This is a genomic window from Bacillus sp. Je.9.29.b, from assembly GCF_051129925.1.
Classification (GTDB): domain Bacteria; phylum Bacillota; class Bacilli; order Bacillales; family Bacillaceae; genus Bacillus; species Bacillus safensis.
In genome coordinates this window covers 69660-87758 of the sequence record NZ_JBCPSO010000007.1, presented here as the reverse complement: position 1 = coordinate 87758, position 18099 = coordinate 69660, and the positions used below count along the sequence as shown (strand labels likewise).

General features: G+C 42.8%; 20 protein-coding genes and 1 riboswitch. All 20 genes read right to left on the bottom strand.

Annotation, left to right across the window (positions count from 1 at the left end; translation table 11 throughout):
- Positions 1–55: 55 nt before the first annotated feature.
- Complete coding sequence (locus AAZR19_RS15020; protein WP_326349970.1) at positions 56–622, bottom strand: TetR/AcrR family transcriptional regulator; 567 nt, start codon at positions 620–622, stop codon at positions 56–58.
- Positions 623–822: 200 nt separating this feature from the next.
- A complete protein-coding gene (gene sufB / locus AAZR19_RS15015) occupies positions 823–2220 on the bottom strand; it encodes a Fe-S cluster assembly protein SufB (RefSeq protein WP_007500362.1) in 1398 nt (465 codons plus the stop codon).
- Positions 2221–2237: 17 nt separating this feature from the next.
- Complete coding sequence (gene sufU, locus AAZR19_RS15010) at positions 2238–2684, bottom strand: Fe-S cluster assembly sulfur transfer protein SufU (protein ID WP_039181277.1); 447 nt, start codon at positions 2682–2684, stop codon at positions 2238–2240.
- On the bottom strand, positions 2674–3894 hold the full coding sequence (locus tag AAZR19_RS15005) for a cysteine desulfurase (protein ID WP_041107713.1): 1221 nt from the start codon (positions 3892–3894) through the stop codon (positions 2674–2676). Before AAZR19_RS15005 ends, sufU begins: the two co-directional genes overlap by 11 nt.
- On the bottom strand, positions 3894–5207 hold the full coding sequence (gene sufD / locus AAZR19_RS15000; protein WP_434703620.1) for a Fe-S cluster assembly protein SufD: 1314 nt from the start codon (positions 5205–5207) through the stop codon (positions 3894–3896). The genes AAZR19_RS15005 and sufD overlap by 1 nt, the downstream gene beginning before the upstream one ends.
- Before the next feature lie 18 nt (positions 5208–5225).
- Complete coding sequence (sufC, locus tag AAZR19_RS14995) at positions 5226–6011, bottom strand: Fe-S cluster assembly ATPase SufC (protein WP_007500355.1); 786 nt, start codon at positions 6009–6011, stop codon at positions 5226–5228.
- A gap of 213 nt (positions 6012–6224) precedes the next feature.
- Positions 6225–6359 (bottom strand): hypothetical protein, encoded by a 135-nt coding sequence (locus AAZR19_RS14990; RefSeq protein WP_254965641.1) that lies wholly within the window; start codon positions 6357–6359, stop codon positions 6225–6227.
- Between the two features lie 215 nt (positions 6360–6574).
- On the bottom strand, positions 6575–6943 hold the full coding sequence (locus AAZR19_RS14985) for a carboxymuconolactone decarboxylase family protein (RefSeq protein ID WP_003212803.1): 369 nt from the start codon (positions 6941–6943) through the stop codon (positions 6575–6577).
- A gap of 308 nt (positions 6944–7251) precedes the next feature.
- Positions 7252–8073, bottom strand: coding sequence for a methionine ABC transporter substrate-binding lipoprotein MetQ (gene metQ / locus AAZR19_RS14980; protein WP_024426003.1), 822 nt, complete (start codon positions 8071–8073; stop codon positions 7252–7254).
- A gap of 14 nt (positions 8074–8087) precedes the next feature.
- Positions 8088–8756, bottom strand: coding sequence for a methionine ABC transporter permease (locus AAZR19_RS14975; protein ID WP_024423401.1), 669 nt, complete (start codon positions 8754–8756; stop codon positions 8088–8090).
- Positions 8749–9774 carry a methionine ABC transporter ATP-binding protein gene (locus AAZR19_RS14970; RefSeq protein WP_024423402.1) on the bottom strand — a complete coding sequence of 342 codons (1026 nt, stop codon included), beginning with the start codon at positions 9772–9774 and terminating at the stop codon, positions 8749–8751. The genes AAZR19_RS14975 and AAZR19_RS14970 overlap by 8 nt, the downstream gene beginning before the upstream one ends.
- Positions 9775–9928: 154 nt before the next feature.
- Positions 9929–10037, bottom strand: a riboswitch (SAM riboswitch).
- Between the two features lie 102 nt (positions 10038–10139).
- Positions 10140–10481: an SCP2 sterol-binding domain-containing protein gene (locus tag AAZR19_RS14965; RefSeq protein WP_024423403.1), complete on the bottom strand. Its 342-nt coding sequence runs from the start codon at positions 10479–10481 to the stop codon at positions 10140–10142.
- Positions 10482–10601: 120 nt separating this feature from the next.
- A complete protein-coding gene (locus tag AAZR19_RS14960) occupies positions 10602–10904 on the bottom strand; it encodes a thioredoxin family protein (RefSeq protein WP_024426005.1) in 303 nt (100 codons plus the stop codon).
- 12 nt (positions 10905–10916) lie between these two features.
- Positions 10917–11261 (bottom strand): toprim domain-containing protein, encoded by a 345-nt coding sequence (locus AAZR19_RS14955; RefSeq protein WP_024423404.1) that lies wholly within the window; start codon positions 11259–11261, stop codon positions 10917–10919.
- A 129-nt stretch (positions 11262–11390) separates the two neighbouring features.
- Positions 11391–11627 carry a YusG family protein gene (locus AAZR19_RS14950; RefSeq protein ID WP_024423405.1) on the bottom strand — a complete coding sequence of 79 codons (237 nt, stop codon included), beginning with the start codon at positions 11625–11627 and terminating at the stop codon, positions 11391–11393.
- Positions 11628–11671: 44 nt separating this feature from the next.
- The gene (gcvH, locus tag AAZR19_RS14945) at positions 11672–12055 is read right to left on the bottom strand and encodes a glycine cleavage system protein GcvH (protein WP_008347039.1); all 384 of its coding nucleotides are present in this window, start codon (positions 12053–12055) and stop codon (positions 11672–11674) included.
- A 66-nt stretch (positions 12056–12121) separates the two neighbouring features.
- Entirely contained in the window at positions 12122–12478 is a 357-nt protein-coding gene (locus AAZR19_RS14940) for an arsenate reductase family protein (protein WP_024423406.1), read from the bottom strand.
- 111 nt (positions 12479–12589) lie between these two features.
- The gene (locus tag AAZR19_RS14935) at positions 12590–14371 is read right to left on the bottom strand and encodes an acyl-CoA dehydrogenase family protein (protein WP_202738626.1); all 1782 of its coding nucleotides are present in this window, start codon (positions 14369–14371) and stop codon (positions 12590–12592) included.
- A gap of 14 nt (positions 14372–14385) precedes the next feature.
- Complete coding sequence (locus AAZR19_RS14930) at positions 14386–15561, bottom strand: acetyl-CoA C-acetyltransferase (RefSeq protein ID WP_041088345.1); 1176 nt, start codon at positions 15559–15561, stop codon at positions 14386–14388.
- A 12-nt stretch (positions 15562–15573) separates the two neighbouring features.
- Positions 15574–17961 (bottom strand): 3-hydroxyacyl-CoA dehydrogenase/enoyl-CoA hydratase family protein, encoded by a 2388-nt coding sequence (locus tag AAZR19_RS14925; protein WP_349905520.1) that lies wholly within the window; start codon positions 17959–17961, stop codon positions 15574–15576.
- Positions 17962–18099 lie beyond the last annotated feature (138 nt).

Genomic DNA, 18099 nt, shown 5'->3' with positions numbered 1-18099 from the left:
GAAATCTCCTATTTAGTACTATTCAGTACTAATTTGATGTAAAAAAAATGCTTCTTTATCGAAGCAAGTTAAATAAATGATCTGCTGTTTTTGTGATGACAGTGGCATCCTTCAATGTTTCTGAAATAAATAACGCTCCTTCAAGATTTGTAATAAAAAGTGATGCCACCTCATCAATCTGAATCGTATCCCTGAATTCCCCGCTCTCTACGCCTTGTTTCAGTAATAGAGAAACTTTCTTTTGTAATCCTGTAAAAAAAAGACCTATTTTTTCTTTTATTTGTGTGGCCTGTGCAGGACTTTGAATATAAAGAGTAATAAATGGACAGCCTCCCTGATACTCTCTCGACTGAACGCCTTGTGATAATTGCTTTAAAAACATTTGGATACGATCTTCAACTGAAAATTGGGTCTGAGACATTACGTCGTCTATTGCAGCTTGATACATATCAATCCAATAATCAACGACCCCTTCTAATAATTCCTCCTTATTAGAAAAGTGATAATACACATTCGACTTTGATACTTTGCTTACACGTACCAATTCATCCATACTTGTATAAGCAAACCCTTTTTCCAAAAATAATGTTGCAGCTACTTCAAGTACACGTTTTTGATTCATTAATTTTACCTTTGTCATAATTAGAACTATACAGTACTAGTTTATATGGTGCAAGTATTTCATTTCATTTGGAGGACCTGGCTTCTCGAACTAAAGCCATTTGTTGAGGATAAAAAAACAACGCCATGAAGGCTTAATTAACAAGTGGTATCACTCGAAATTAAAAGCCTTCAAAAAGCGTTGTGTATCAATGTTTTTTATTAACCAATAGAACCTTCCATTTCAAACTTAATCAAGCGGTTCATTTCAACGGCGTATTCCATTGGCAGTTCTTTTGTGAATGGCTCGATGAAGCCCATGACGATCATTTCTGTTGCTTCTTCTTCAGAAATTCCGCGGCTCATCAAGTAGAATAGCTGTTCTTCTGATACTTTTGATACCTTTGCTTCGTGCTCTAATGAAATGTTGTCGTTTAAGATTTCATTGTAAGGGATCGTATCAGATGTTGATTTGTTATCCATGATGAGTGTGTCACACTCGATGTTTGAGCGTGCACCCTCTGCTTTGCGTCCAAAGTGAACGATTCCGCGGTACGTTACTTTACCGCCTTGTTTGGAAATCGATTTCGATACGATCGTTGAAGATGTGTTTGGTGCAAGGTGAATCATTTTCGCACCTGCGTCTTGGTGCTGACCTTTACCTGCAAGGGCAATACTTAATGTCATACCACGAGCGCCTTCACCTTTTAGGATGACCGCTGGGTATTTCATTGTCAGCTTAGAACCGATGTTTCCATCAATCCATTCCATTGTTGCATTCTCTTCACATACTGTACGTTTAGTCACAAGGTTGAAGACGTTGTTTGCCCAGTTTTGAATCGTTGTATAACGGCAGTAGCCGCCTTTTTTAACGATGATTTCAACAACCGCACTGTGAAGTGAGTTTGTTGTGTAAACTGGTGCTGTACAGCCTTCTACGTAATGCACATGTGCGCCTTCGTCAACGATGATCAGTGTACGCTCGAACTGACCCATGTTTTCAGAGTTGATACGGAAGTATGCTTGAAGTGGAGTATCTACTTTTACGCCTTTTGGTACGTAGATAAATGAACCACCAGACCATACAGCCGAGTTAAGCGCAGCAAATTTGTTGTCAGTCGGAGGAATGACTTTTGCCCAGTGCTCACGGAAGATGTCTTCGTTCTCTTTTAATGCGCTGTCTGTATCTTTAAACACAATTCCTAGATCTTCAAGATCCTGCTTCATGTTGTGATACACAACTTCAGATTCATACTGAGCAGATACACCTGCTAAATATTTTTGCTCTGCTTCTGGGATACCAAGCTTATCAAAGGTTTGTTTGATTTCTTCTGGTACTTCATCCCAAGAACGCTCAGAGCGCTCTGATGGCTTTACGTAGTACGTAATTTCATCAAAGTTTAATGCATTTAAATCTCCGCCCCATTGTGGCATCGGCATGTTGTAAAAGTGCTCAAGAGATTTCAAACGGAAGTCGAGCATCCACTGAGGCTCTTCTTTCATACGAGAAATTTCTTCAACGATCTCTTTTGTCAGTCCGCGCTCTGAACGGAAAATGGAAACGTCTTTATCAGAAAAGCCGTATTTATATTCACCAACATCTGGCATTTTTTTAGCCATCCATTTTCACTCCAATCTTATGATTTGCCGTTATCTTCGGCAGATGCGCCTTTTTCAAGCGCCTTCCAGGATAATGTTGCACATTTGATGCGGGCTGGGAATTTTGCAACTCCCTGCAGCGCTTCAATGTCACCAAGATCAATGGAATCGTCGTATTCTTTTCCTTGCATCATATCGGAGAATATCCGAGACATTTTCAAAGCTGTTTCAATATCTTTCCCTTTAATTGCCTGCGTCATCATGGAGGCAGATGCCATCGAAATCGAGCATCCTTCTCCTTCAAATTTCGCATCCGTGACTTTTTCGTCTTCGATTTTCATCGTAAGACGAATACGGTCACCACACGTTGGGTTGTTCATATCGACGACAATGCTGTCGTTTAGTACACCTTTGTTTCTCGGATTTTTATAATGATCCATAATCACTTGTCTGTACAGTGTGTCTAAGTTTACATTAAAAGACATTCGTAAAATACTCCTTTGTCTTACGGAGCGCTGCAATGAGTAGATCAATCTCTTCTTCTGTATTATACAGATAGAAGCTTGCTCTTGCAGTCGCTGATACACCAAGCCATTTCATGAGCGGCTGTGCACAGTGGTGTCCAGCACGAATGGCGACACCTTCCGTATCCAGAACAGTTGACGCATCATGCGGATGGACGTCGTCTAAGTTAAACGTCACAAGCCCAGCTCGGTGCTGCGGTCCATAAACAGTCGCACCGTCAAGCTCTTTAAAGCGCTCAAGCGCGTAAGTCGCAAGCTGATGCTCGTAACGGCTGACTTCCTCCATACCAATGTCATTTAAGAAGTCAATTGCTTTTCCTAGTCCAACTGCTCCAGCAATAATCGGTGTTCCCGCTTCAAATTTCCACGGCAGCTCTTTCCATGTAGAATCATATAGATCCACAAAATCGATCATTTCACCGCCAAACTCAGCAGGCTCCATATTATTCAAAAGGTCCTTCTTCCCGTAAAGCACACCGATGCCAGTCGGTCCACACATTTTATGCCCAGAGAATGCGAAAAAGTCACAATCTAGATCCTGAACATCAATTTGCATGTGAGGGGTGCTTTGCGCACCGTCGACGACAATGATTGCCCCATGATCGTGGGCAATTTTGGCGATTTCTTTAATCGGGTTAATGGTTCCTAATACGTTTGAGACATGTGTGACAGCGACGATTTTCGTTTGATGTGTGATCGTTTGCTTCACATCTTCAAGCGATAGCGTGCCGTCTTCCTGTAACGGAATGTATTTCAATGTGGCGCCAGTTGCTTTTGCTGCTTGCTGCCAAGGGATGATATTCGCATGATGCTCCATATGTGTAATGACAATCTCATCGCCTTCTTTGAGGTTGGCTCTAGCATAGCTGATCGCCACTGTGTTTAGTGCAGTCGTTGTACCTCTAGTAAAAATAATCTCCTGGACAGATGAAGCACGGATGAATGCACGAACTTTCTCTCTCGCACCCTCGTATGCGTCCGTTGCTCTTGTGCCAAGGGTATGAACACCCCTGTGGACGTTCGAGTTGTAAGACCGGTAATACTCATTCATTGCATCAATGACCACTCTTGGTTTTTGAGAAGTCGCTGCACTGTCCAAATACACCAAATCATGTCCGTTCACTTGCTGATGAAGGATTGGAAATTGCTCACGAACGTCTTTGATATTCATTATTTTACTTTCCTTTCAATCACAGAAATCAGCTGCTTTTTAACTCCTTCAATCGGCAGTTCTTTCACAACTGGATTTAAGAAGCCATAAATCACAAGTCTTTCTGCATCTTCTTTGGAAATCCCGCGGCTCATGAGGTAGTACAATTGAATTGGATCGACACGTCCAACAGAAGCGGCGTGCCCTGCTGTCACATCATCTTCATCAATTAAAAGAATTGGGTTTGCGTCACCGCGTGCTTTCTCACTCAACATGAGGACACGTGATTCCTGCTCTGCATTTGACTTTGTTGCGCCATGCTCGATTTTGCCAATTCCGTTAAAGATAGAGGATGCTTGATCCTTCATCACACCATGCTTCAAGATATACCCTTCAGAGTTTTTACCGAAGTGGATGATGCTTGTTGTGAAGTTTTCTATTTGGTTTCCTCGGCCGACAACAACTGATTTCGTATCACCGAATGTACCGTCACCCATCAGTTTTGTGATGTTTTCAGATACGACGTCTCCATCATTCATCAGGCCAAGTGCCCATTCGATTTTACTGTCACGGCCATTTGCCATACCGCGTCTGTTTACATATACTGTGACTCCTTCTGCAAGGTTATCTACAGCACCGTATGTGACGCGGGCGTTTGCGCCTGTGAACACTTCAGAAACGATATTGAAGATCGCTTCTTCCGGTTTTGCTGTACTGATGTAGTTTTCTACATAAGTCACAGCACTATGATTGTCTGCTACGACGATGACATGGTTGAACAAAGTCGTTTCATCATTTTCATGAAGATAAACAGCTTGAATTGGTGCTTCAAGCTCAACGTTTTTCGGAACATAGAGGAAAGCTCCTCCATTCACTAAAGCAGCATGTAAAGCTGTTAGTTTATGCTCATCCACTTTCACTGCATCTGTCATGAAGTATTGTTTCACTAAATCTCCATGCTCACGAATCGCTGTATGAAGATCAGTGAAGATCACACCTTTGTCTTTCGCTTCAGCTGAAAGAGACAAATAGGCCGGCGTTTGATCACGCTGAATGTAAACTGTCTTATCTGTGTCCTCTAAATCAATAAGAGATTTCACTTCTTCTGGAAGCTCTTCTAATGACCCAAATGGCGCACTTTCGACTGTATGCTGTTTGAAATTCGTTAAATTCCATTTTGAAATATTCGTTTTGTCAGGCTTTGGCATTGGGAGGTCTTCTACTTTTTCAAGAGCCTGTAAGCGAAGGGAGCTCATCCATGCCGGTTCCTGCTGCTTCTCGGAGAAGCTTTTGACATAATCTTGATCTACTGATAATTTCGTTTCTAATGTCATCAATAATCCTCCTAACGCTTACGCTTCTTGACCAACAGTTTCGTCTTCAATTCCTAACTCTTTTTTAATCCAATCATAGCCTTCTGCTTCTAGACGCTGCGCAAGTTCTGGTCCGCCAGATTTCACGATACGACCTTGCATCATGACATGAACGTGATCTGGTGTGATGTAGTTCAGCAGACGCTGATAGTGAGTGATCATTAAGCAGCCGAAGCTTTCGCCGCGCATTTTATTAATTCCTTTAGAAACAACTTTCAGGGCATCGATATCAAGACCAGAATCGATTTCGTCAAGGATGGCGATCTTTGGTTCAATCATCATTAATTGAAGAATTTCGTTGCGTTTTTTCTCCCCGCCTGAGAAACCTTCGTTTAGGTAGCGCTGTGCCATATCTGGGTCCATTTCAAGGAACTCCATGTTTTCGTCCATTTTGCGGATGAATTTCATAAGAGAAATTTCATCGCCTTCTTCTCTGCGTGCGTTAATTGCAGAACGAAGGAAGTCAGCATTTGTAACACCGCTGATTTCAGATGGGTATTGCATCGCAAGGAAAAGTCCAGCTTGAGCGCGCTCATCTACTTCCATTTCAAGGACATCTTCGCCATCAAGCAAGATGCTGCCTTTTGTTACTTCATATTTAGGGTGACCCATAATTGCAGCAGATAAAGTAGATTTACCTGTTCCGTTTGGTCCCATTACTGCGTGGAATTCTCCACCTTTTATCTCGAGGTTTACACCCTTTAAGATTTCTTTCCCTTCAATCTCAACGTGCAAGTCCTTAATTGTTAATGTCGAAGCAGTCATATATCGATACCTCCAAAATAATCATTATTCTCAATTTATTCTCATTCTAATTTTATAACAAATTAAAACTGAATACAACACATTCACGATAAGCGTGAGAGGATGCTCTCAAAATTCTAACAAAAAAAGCAGGTAGATAAAAGGATTTATGTCGAAAAGACTGTTTTCATAAAGAAAGGGCGGGAAACTGTTCTCCCCGCCCCTCAGCTATTATTAGCCTCGTATATTCATTTTTGCGAGCTGTCTTTTCTCATCTCGATAGGACTGCTCTCGTTTATATTCCACTTTCATCCGTAAGTCATGGTCTCTTTCGTACTCTGCATAGCTCATGCCATGAGCTTGATGCATGGCCTTTTCCATCTCGGCGGTATAATCCAATCCTAGTGTACTATGGTCCGAACAAATAATAAACCATTCCCTTCCTTGAGTGTAGCTTTATTGTAGCAAACGTATGCGTCTTCACTCAAAAGGGATATGACACCTTATGCTGGCATATTTTCTCACACAATCGGATGAGAAGCGCTCAACTCCCTGAGATGGAAAAATACCGTGTTTTGCTTCCCTTAATGCGTCTGTCCTCCAAATTCATCAATACATTGCTGAACGACAGTGATTCCTTGGCTTAGTGCTGCTCCTCCGCCAAAAGCTGCCGCCACGCTGACAACCTCCAGCAAATTCTCTTCTGTCGCCCCTTGATCGAGCGCTCCTTTTGTATGATAAATCATGCAGTATTCGTCCTGTGCATGAATACTGATGCCAAGGGCAATCATTTGTTTTTCTTTTTGCGTTAATGAATCGCTCTGGAAGCACTGCTCCGTAAATTCATTGAATTTCTTACCAAACACCGGCATTTTCTTCTGGAATTCACCCATTGCGGTTTTATAATCAGTCAGTGATTGCTGCATGGATCCGCTCATATGCTGTTCATTCATCTTGATTCCATCCCTTCAGGTCATTTGTACGTTTTTATTATGAGCGAGATTTGAAAAAATACACAAAAAACCTCGCTTTGATGAAAGCGAGGTTGCAGATTATTGACAAAGGGCTAAAATGATCTTTATTTTAGCCCTTTGTCTTCTTTTTTCAGCGTGATAGAAAACCTTTGCAGTCTAGGAAGGACGAGTACCGGAGCGGAGCGAATTGAACATTCGTGAGCACCGGCACGCAGACCTGACACCGAATGCGAGGGTTTGTCTACACGTTGAAACCTCGCTTTGATAGAAGCGAGGTTAAAATGTTGTTATTCAGATACAGGCAATACTGCACCGTCATATTTTTTGTCGATGAATTCTTTGATTTTATCAGAGTGAAGAACTTCCATTAATGTCTTGATCTTATCTGATTTTTCGTCACCTTTGCGAACCGCAACGATGTTTGCATATGGGTTGTTCTTTGTTTGCTCAAGTTCGATTGAATCTTTTTTCGGATTCAATTTATTTTGGATCGCATAGTTTACGTTGATAAATACAGCATCGCCTTCACTGTTTTCATAAGCTTTCGCGGTTAATTCAGGCGCGATTTTTTTGAATTTTAGATTCTTTGGGTTTTCTTTAATGTTCTTTACTGTTGCGTTGATTGTATCAACCTTTGGATCAAGCTTGATGACACCAGCATTTTGCAGCAGGGCAAGCATACGGCCTTGTTCAGCTACGTTGTTTGTCATGATGATTGTGCCGCCGTTTGGAATATCTTTTACTGATTTGTATTTCTTAGAGTAGATACCGAAAGGCTCAAGGTGAACCGCACCAGCACTCACTAGGTTATAATCTTTGTTTGATTTATTTTCTTCGTTTAAGTAAGGAATATGTTGGAAAAAGTTCGCATCCACTTCTTTTTCAGCTAACGCTTTGTTGTACATTTTATAATCGCTAAGCACTTTCACTTTTAAATCGTAGCCTTTTTCTTTTAGAAGTGGTTTTGCTTCTTCAAGAATTTCGGCATGCGGCGTTTTTGAAGCTGCAACCGTAATGGTTTTGCTTTCACTTGCGTTATTAGATGAACCGCACGCAGCTAGAATACCTGCAAATGCTAGAAATAGTGCACTTAAAATCAATTTCTTCATGAATAAATCCTCCCTTAACGTTTATCAATTTTATTTGTAATCAAATCACCGATTATCTGAATAATAAAGACGATGATGAGAATAAACACAGTAGCTACAAGTGTGACATCTGTATTACCAGATTGGTACCCTTCCACATAGGCGAGGTCACCAAGTCCGCCTGCTCCAATTGCACCTGCAATCGCAGTAGAGCCAATCAGAGCAATTGCTGTTACGGTAATACCTGAAATAAGGGCTGGCAATGATTCTGGCAGCAATACTTTGAAAATGATTGTCGACGTTTTTGCTCCCATTGATCGTGCTGCTTCAATGACTCCTTTGTCTACCTCACGCAGTGCAATTTCGACAAGACGTGCATAGAATGGAGCTGACCCTATGACAAGGGCAGGAAGTGCTGCATTTGGGCCAAGAATCGTATGCATTAAGAATTTCGTAAACCCTAGTAATAAAATAATTAAAATGATAAAAGGAATCGATCTGAAAATGTTGACGACAGCGCCGATGACAGCATTTATCGGTTTATTTTCCCAAAGACCGCCTTTTCCTGTAAGGAAGAGCAGGAGCCCTAAGATAATCCCGATTGCAAAGGCAAATGCCAATGAAATCAGTGTCATATACACCGTTTCACCTGTTGCACTCCAGATGACGTCTAAATCAACGTTCGGAAACCATTTCTCAAACATGTGTCATCACCTCGATTTCAACCTGTTTGCTTTGGATATAGGCGATGGCTTTTTCTACCTCGGTCTCTTCTCCATTAATGTGGATAAAGAGTGTTCCAAACGCGCCTTCCTGCGTTTGAGAAATCTTCCCTTGAAGGATGTTCACATCGACGTTGAAGGATCGAATGATTTCAGTGATCAGCGGCTGCTCGGCAGAATCTCCGATAAAGGACAACCGTACGACCTGACCTTCTTTTACTCGCTCTAGCACGTGCTCAATTGTTTCTTTCGCTTCCTCTGGTTCAGCCAGCTGTTTCACAAATCGCTTCGTCATTTCTTCTTTCGGCTGTCTGAAGACGCGTAATACTTCGCCTTCTTCGACAATACGTCCATTTTCCATGACCGCGACGCGATGACAAATTTTGCGAATAACGTGCATTTCGTGTGTAATCAGCACGATCGTGAGCCCTAGCCGTTTATTGATATCCGCCAAAAGCTCAAGGATCGAATCGGTCGTTTGCGGATCTAGCGCAGATGTCGCTTCGTCACATAGAAGAACCTTTGGATCATTCGCTAATGCTCTCGCAATGCCGACACGCTGTTTTTGCCCGCCGCTTAGCTGAGACGGATACGCATTCTCTTTTCCTTCTAAACCGACCAATTTAATCAGTTCATTCGCACGTTCTCTCCGTTTTGATGTCGGTACACCTGCGATCTCAAGCGGGAACATAATATTTTGTCTCACTGTTCTTGACCAAAGCAAATTAAAGTGCTGGAAGATCATGCTGATTTCTTGTCTTGCTTTCCGAAGTTTCGCATTCGATACTTCATTGATCCGGTTGCCTGCCACTTCAACAATTCCTTCTGTTGGCAGCTCTAGACCGTTTAATAGGCGAATAAGCGAGCTTTTCCCTGCACCGCTATACCCGATAATTCCGAATATTTCACCTTTATCAATATCCAGGTTGACGTCTTTCACGGCATCAACATTTCCGCTTTTTGAATGGTACGTTTTTGATACATTCTGTAAATGGATCACAGTCTGATCACCTGCTTTCTTGCTGAATCTATAGGTTTCCATCACATACGTTATTTATTCTGCTTTCTGTCATGACTCTAGCCTGACGCCAGGTCAGTAAAAAAGACCTAACTGCAACGCAAGCAGAAAGGCCTTTTATGTCAATTACGCCTTTCTCTCATCTTTCAAAGCGCTGCGGCTTTGAGTGAATTGGCACCAATTTCAGCTATGCTGACGGTTGCCGGGTTTCATAGGGCACGTCCCTCCACCTCTCTTAATAAGAGAAAATATGTTGTTTTATGTGATGTTCATGTTTTTACTAACGTAGAATATCATGCTACCCGAGATATGTCAACGCTGTAAATCGCTAATTTCCAAGTAAACAACTACGTTATCATTTTTCGAAAAAAACCGTTCGTCAGCCAAAGCACTGCCTCTAGTCTAAGGAGCGCACGGAATGACCCTTTCACTTTGACTTGTCCCCTGCTGATTAACTGCTGTAAGGACATATCTCCATCTAATAATTGAAGAATTTCTTTCCTCTCACCATAAAAGATGAGATCCGATAACTCAATTGCAGGTAGTTTCTTCACTTCACCACGTTCATCCACAATCAATGTACAAGAGTCAGTTTCCGCCTCAAATGTAATCTTCAAGGATGATGATGAGAGCAGCGGCTTTAATAATAAACGCTGCCCTGTGTTACCATGGGCTTTCACATTTTCCACATGTATAACCTCCCTGTCATTTGGTTATACATAACATTTCTCTACAAACATCGGCTTGTCCTTTATAAATAACTCGACAAATTTTCAAATGAATTTCTTGAAATATGACAAAAAACCGCTTTATTTAGCGGTTTCAATCATTTCATGAAGATATGGAACTGAGTGAAAGGCATAGCCTTTTTGGACCAATTCACCTTTTTTAAACAGGAGAAAGCAAGGAACACTCTCGATTTCAAATGCTTTCGCAAAGCCTGGTGAATAGTTTAAATTGTTTTCGTAAAATGGTACATCCGGCTGCATGGCGTCTACGACTGCCAGCATTTTCTTTGCCAGCTGGCATGTTCCGCAAAACGGTGTATATAAGTATAAAAGAAATAAATCGTCCTCTATCTCCTTGAATTCGTGTTCTTCAATCTCTTTCATATACGTCCACCCTCATAAATATTTCGAATGAACATCAATGTTTGCAGCTAATAGGATAGATGCAATGTGGGCTGACGGTGAAGCGGCCACTTCGCGGTACGTTCTGTCGACAAAAAGATGAAGTGCTTCAGGGAATTCTTTTCGAAATTGCTTCCGCAGTTTGTCGCCTGCATCGTCGCTGTCAGCTAATATGTAAACGTCTTTCCCCACTAAATCGTCCACAAGCTGATCCAGCTTCGATGTACTGATCGTGCCATTGGTGCAAATGATGGTAACAGGTTCACTTATGACTTCTTTTAGCTTTTGTTTGTCTGTTTTACCTTCTACAATGATGACCTTTTCTATCTCGACATTCATCACGATCACCCGGCCCTTTTGACGTTGATTCACTTCTTCCTTAGATTACAATCTTTCATTCAGATTGTAAAGATTGAGCGCCGTCATCAAAAAGACTGCAGCTTCTGTTCACTGCAGTCTCATCTGTGATTAGCACCAGCCATTTTCATCGTCACAGTCAACATATTTTTCTGTCCCATCGGTCAATGTATCCGTTAGACGATAAAAACGGTTTTGATCATAGGAATATCCCGATTTCAGCTCATATTGGTTTTCACTAATCATCGTGCCAATCTCTTCATTTTGATGATAAAGCACCATGCCGCTTTCTTTGAATCGTCCAGTGACATGCTCTGTTATATCCACGTGTTCTTTTTGAAAAGACAAATTGGACACCCCCCATAAAGGTAGAGTGTCCAATTTCTCATGAATTAGTCTTCTTTTGTCATTTCTTCATATTGCTCAGCTGTCATTAAGTTCTCAATTTCAGAAGCATCAGCTGGTTCTACAACGATCATCCATGCTTTTTCGTATGGAGAGTCGTTGACGAATTCCGGGCTGTCATCCAGCTCATCGTTCACTTCAACGATTGTGCCATTGATCGGTGCATAAAGTTCAGAAACGGTTTTCACTGATTCTACACTTCCGAAAGGCTCGTCCGCTGTGATTTTGTCTCCTACTTCAGGAAGCTCAACGAACACGATATCGCCCAGCTCAGATTGAGCAAAATGCGTAATACCGATACGCACCTTATCTCCTTCTACTTTGACCCATTCATGTTCTTCTGAATAACGTAAATCTTTTGGTGTGCTCATTCAATACCCCTCCAGTCTTTTCTTACAATCTATATTGAAGATACCACAATCTGAAGGAAAGTTACATCATTTCCAGACGCTTTTAAATGTATCTTCGTTAAATCCAACCGTGACTCGTTTTCCGTCTGTTGTAATCGGGCGCTTGATCAGCATTCCGTTAGACGCGAGTAATTCTAGCTGCTCGTCCTCTGACATTGCAGGAAGTTGATCTTTCAGCTGAAGCTCCCGGTATTTTTGTCCGCTTGTATTAAAGAATTTCTTCAGCTCTAAACCGCTTTTTTCGTAAAGGGCTTTTAATGTTTCTTTATCAGGCGTCTCTTCGACGATATGTATGCTGTTGATGTCTTTATTGTGTGCTTCCAGCCACTTTTTTGCTTTTCGGCATGTACCGCAAGATGGGTATTCGTAAAAATCTAAAGCCACCATTTTCACCTCCTGCAAATTGTGACAACATTTTATCACAAAATATTTTAAAAACCTAAATGTATGCTTACAAAAAGGTGCGGAGTAATATCCGCACCTTTTAAGCCGTCCTTATACGATATATTTCTCTGCTTCAAAGATTCGTTTCGCCACTTCGCGCTTTTTGGCGATGACATTGATCGGAGTAAACCTTGTCAGCTTGCGAAGGGCTGACAGGCTCATGCGGAGTGAATCTCCTTCCTCCATCGCAATCAAGGATTCTTTTGCATGGGCTTCAATCTTTAAGAAAGCTTCTTGCGTGAAAATTTGTGTGTAAGCAAGCTTTTGAGCATTCTTTTCTGCCCCTGTTGCAGCGATTGCCTTTTCTGTGCGCAAAATCGCTGATTCAGCAGCAAAAATTTCATTGACGATATCGGCTATGTTCACAAGAATTTCTTGCTCTTTGTCTAAGGCTTTCCCGTATTTCATGGCTGCCATACCAGCCACCATTAAGGCGATCTTTTTCGCATGGGCGAGCAAATATTTTTCTTGATCGAGCGGCTGATCGCCTGGCTCTTCCGGCATCATCATCATCAGCTCTTCCTGTAAGGTTTGCGCTTTTTGAAGCAGCGGAAGCTCTCCTTTCATCGCTTTCTTCAAGAATGTACCTGGTACAAGCAAACGGTTGATTTCGTTTGTCCCTTCAAAAATCCGGTTAATTCGTGAGTCGCGATAGGCTCTTTCGACCTCGTATTCTTGCATGAATCCATATCCGCCGTGAATCTGCACGCCTTCATCCACAATATAATCTAACGTTTCAGAGCCGAGCACTTTACAGAGAGAACATTCAATCGCATATTCCGCAATAGATTGGGCAATTTGTTTGCCGTCTTTTTGCTCTTCATCACTTAAGAGCCCCATCCGCTGTTCAAATAATCCAACCGTGCGGTAAACTGCACTTTCCATTGCATAGAGCTTTGCTGACATATTGGCTGCTTTTTCACCAATTAAGCTGAATTGAGAAATTGGTGTTTTGAACTGCTTACGCTGGTTCGCATATTCTGCCGACAATTGAATGACGCGCTTTGATGCACCGATTGTGCCGACTGCCAGCTTATAGCGCCCAATATTCAAAATGTTAAACGCAATCACATGACCTCTGCCAGCTTCACCGAGCAAATTCTCCTTCGGTACTTGGGCATCTTCAAGAATCAATGTTCTTGTCGATGATCCTTTAATACCCATCTTTTTCTCTTCAGGCCCCGTTTTGACTCCTGGAAAATCCTTTTCGACGATAAAAGCAGAGAAGTGTTCACCATCAATCTTCGCATACACAACAAAGACATCGGCAAATGCGGAGTTTGTGATCCACTGCTTTTCTCCATTGAGGACATAATGGGTACCTGCTTCATTCAGAACTGCCGTTGTTTTTGCTCCAAGCGCGTCAGAGCCTGATCCTGGCTCAGTGAGTGCGTACGCCGCAATGGTTTCCCCAGAGGCGAGTCCAGGCAGGTACGTTTCCTTTTGCGCTTGATTTCCGAAGAGCACGATCGGGAGAGAACCAATACCGACATGAGCACCATAGGAAAGTGAGAAGCTTCCTGCTCTAGCGAATTTTTCAGTAATGATCGCTGAACTGATTTTATCTAATCCAAGCCCGCCGAATTCTTCAGGCACATCGGCACCTAAAAGTCCCAGCTCACCAGCCTTTTTGAGAAGCCTGACCGAATGCTCGAACTCATGGTTTTCAATTTGATCTATATGCGGAACTACATCTTGTAAAATATAATCCTCTGTTGTCTTTCCAATCATTTGATGTTCATCAGAGAAATCCTCCGGTGTAAAGATATGCTCATAATTCGTCTCATCAATTAAAAAGCTTCCACCCTTTTTTACATCTTCCAATGCTTTCATCCTGATTTCCCCCTTTAGATCAATTCAAAAATGCCTGCTGCTCCCATGCCCCCGCCGATACACATTGTGACAATGCCAAATTGCTCATTTCGCCGTTTCATTTCATGAATAAGTGACAGCGTTAGTTTCGTTCCTGTACAGCCGAGCGGATGTCCGAGCGCAATTGCCCCGCCGTTGACATTCACCTTTTCTTCATCAATCCCTAAATGGCGAATGACTTGAATTGCCTGAGAAGCAAACGCTTCGTTTAATTCAAACAGACCAATATCCTTCAGCTCCAGTCCAGCGATTTTCAGCGCACGCGGAATGGCTTCAACCGGCCCGATCCCCATCACCTCAGGCGGTACACCGCCGACAGCAAATGCTCTGAATTTAGCGAGCGGCTGAAGAGAAAGTGAGGATGCTTTCTCACGGTCCATCATCATCACACACGCAGCCCCGTCACTTGTTTGAGACGAGTTCCCTGCGGTCACCGTGCCTTTTGTTGAGAAGGCTGGACGCAATGTGGAAAGAATCTCCTCCGTTGTGCCTGCTCTCACACCTTCATCCTGTGAGAACGTGAATTGATGCTCTTCTAATTGATATTGCTCTCCTACCCGTCGCTCTGTTACATCAACAGGCACAATTTCATCTGAAAATTTCCCCTCTTGAAGTGCCTTTGCTGCCTTTTGATGACTCCTCACCGCAAAGGCGTCCTGATCTTGACGTGTGACCTGATACTTTTGCGCCACTTGCTCTGCCGTGTGCCCCATGCTCATGTAGTATTCAGGTGCTTGCTCTGCCAAGAGAGCATTTGGACGAATGGAATGCCCCATCATCGGCACCTGCGACATCGATTCGACTCCTCCGGCTAAAATCGTCTCTGCCTGCCCAAGCATAATTCGTTCACCCGCATAAGCGATAGATTGAAGACCAGACGAGCAGTAACGGTTTATGGTGATGGCAGGTACCGTATAAGGCAGTCCCGCTAATGCCCCAATATTCCGCGCCACATTTAACCCCTGCTCTGCTTCCGGCGTTGCACAGCCAATGATCAAATCATCTATCTGACCGTCGTATTCACCGGCACGCTTAAGCGTTTCTTTTACACATAATGCGCCCATATCATCAGGCCGAACATGTTTTAACGATCCTTTTTTCGCCTTCCCTACTGGTGTTCTTGCGCCAGCGACAATGACTGCTTCTCTCATTTTGACTCCCCCTTAGTTACGTAAAGGTTTTCCTTTGACGAGCATGTGCTGCATACGTGCCTGTGATTTCACTTCCCCTACAAGACTTAAAAAGGCTTCTCTTTCAAGCTCTAATAAGTATTGCTCCTCTACCTCTGTTCCAAATGGCAGTTTCCCGCCGGAAATGACATGAGCTAATTTCTTTACAATGGTCATGTCATGCTCTGAAATGTATCCTGACAGTCTCATATTTTCAGCAGCCAAAATCATCGCTGCATAGCCTGTTTCTCCCATGACCGGCACCTTTTGCTTGAGCGGCGCACGATAACCGGCTTCATCAAGAGAGAGCACCAGTTGTTTTGCATCATAGATCAAGTGATCCCCGTTCATACTGATCCGGTCGCTCACGCGGAGCATGTTCATATCCCGCGCATCCTCAGCTGAAGTCGATACTTTTGCCATTGCAATTGTTTCAAATGTTTTCAGCGTGGCATCCTGTATAGCCGTCTGCGACGGCTTCGCTGATCCTTGCAGGTGACGAAGATATAACTCTTTGTTTCCGCCGCCTCCTGGAATCAGACCAACTCCCGCTTCCACAAGTCCCATGTAAGTTTCGCTGGACGCCTGAATAGCTGCTGCCGGCAGACAAACTTCTGTTCCGCCTCCTAATGTCATCCCAAACGGTGCGGCTACGACTGGGCGATTGCTATATTTCACCTTCATCATTGCCTGCTGGAAGCGTCTGATCACAAAGTCAATTTCAAAGAAATTGTCGTCCTGTGCCTCCATTAAAATCAGGGCAAGGTTTGCGCCAACACAGAAGTTCTTCCCTTGGTTTCCGATGACAAGCCCTTTATAATTCTTTTCCGTCTCATCAACAGCACGATTAATCATATCAATGACATCTAGTCCAATGGCATTGCTTTTAGAGTGAAATTCGAGCAAGGCGACATCATCACCAATATCGATCAGGCTCGCACCAGAATTTTTGAAGATAACGTCGTGTTTCTTTTTCAATCTAGCTAAAGAAATATGTTTGTCGTTCCCTTTTTCCTGTTCATAAACGCCATTCTGATAAAACGCTCGCTCTCCTTCAGCATTCTCTTGATAGAATGTCTCGTGTCCTTTTGACAGCATGTCTTGCACCCACGCTGGGATGCTGTGACCTTCTGCTTCCATGCGCTCGGCGGCTTTTTTGACACCAATTGCATCCCACAGCTCAAATGGGCCATGCTGCCAGCCAAATCCCCATTTCATTGCGTTATCGATAGACTGAATATCATCCGCAATTTCACCTTTTAGATGAGCTGAATAAAGAAGTACGGGCGCTGTCATATTCCAAAGCAGTTGCCCTGCACGGCCATCCTGATAAATAAGCGCTTTCAACTTTGCTTTTGCACCCTTTTGCTGTTTCGCCATCTCAATGCCTGGATCTTTTAGCTTTGTGCGTTCTCCATATGTGAGCGTCACTGGGTCAAGCTCTAAAATGACCTTCCCATTTTTTTGATAAAAACCTTGGCCTGCCTTGCTGCCAATCCATCCTTTTTCGAGCATTCTTTCAATAAACTCAGGCAGCTGAAAAATCTCTTTTTCCTTTCCTTCTACCTGTTCATATACGTTTCGTGCCACATGAGAAAACGTGTCAAGCCCCACGACATCAAGTGTACGGAAGGTCGCACTTTTCGGTCTTCCAATGAGGGGACCTGTGACAGAATCCACTTCTCCGATTGTGTATTTGTTCTCAAGCATTTCACGCACTGTGACAAGAAGTCCATAAGTGCCAATGCGGTTTGCAATAAAGTTCGGTGTGTCTTTTGCTTCAACCACACCTTTCCCGAGTACATCCTCGCCAAATGTTTTCATAAATGAAAGTACTTCTGGATCTGTTTCTTGAATAGGAATGATTTCTAAGAGCTTTAAATAACGAGCTGGGTTAAAAAAATGTGTGCCTAAAAAGTGGCGTTTAAAATCATCTGATCGGCCTTCTGCCATTTTTTCAACTGAAATACCGGATGTATTGCTTGATACGATACTTCCTTCTTTGCGGTGTTCGTCGATGAGAGAGAATACGTGTTGTTTGATGCTGAGCTTTTCAGTGACGACTTCAATGATCCAGTCAGCATCGTGTAATAAGGAAAGGTGGTCTGTGAGATTTCCCGGTGTGATGTATGATAGGTTTTTTGCTGAAGTAAGAGGTGCTGGCTTTTGCTTTAACAATTTTTTCATCGCTTCTTGACTTAATCGATTCCGAACACTAGGGTGATCAAGCGTCCGCTTTTTCGCCGTTTCTTCCTTTGTCAGTTCATTTGGCACAATATCTAGCAGTGTTACTGGTATCCCAATATTGGCTAAATGTGCAGCAATGCCTGAGCCCATGACACCTGAACCAATGACAGCCGCCTTGCGAATATGTTTGCCCATAAATATCCCCCTAAACATTTTGAATGAACAGTCATTCATTTTTTGTCCAAAAAAAAGCAATGCCTCTTTCTTTATCTTAAAAGATTTTCCGAAACAGTTCAATAGCAGATTTCAAAAATTTACACATTCTCGTGTGCC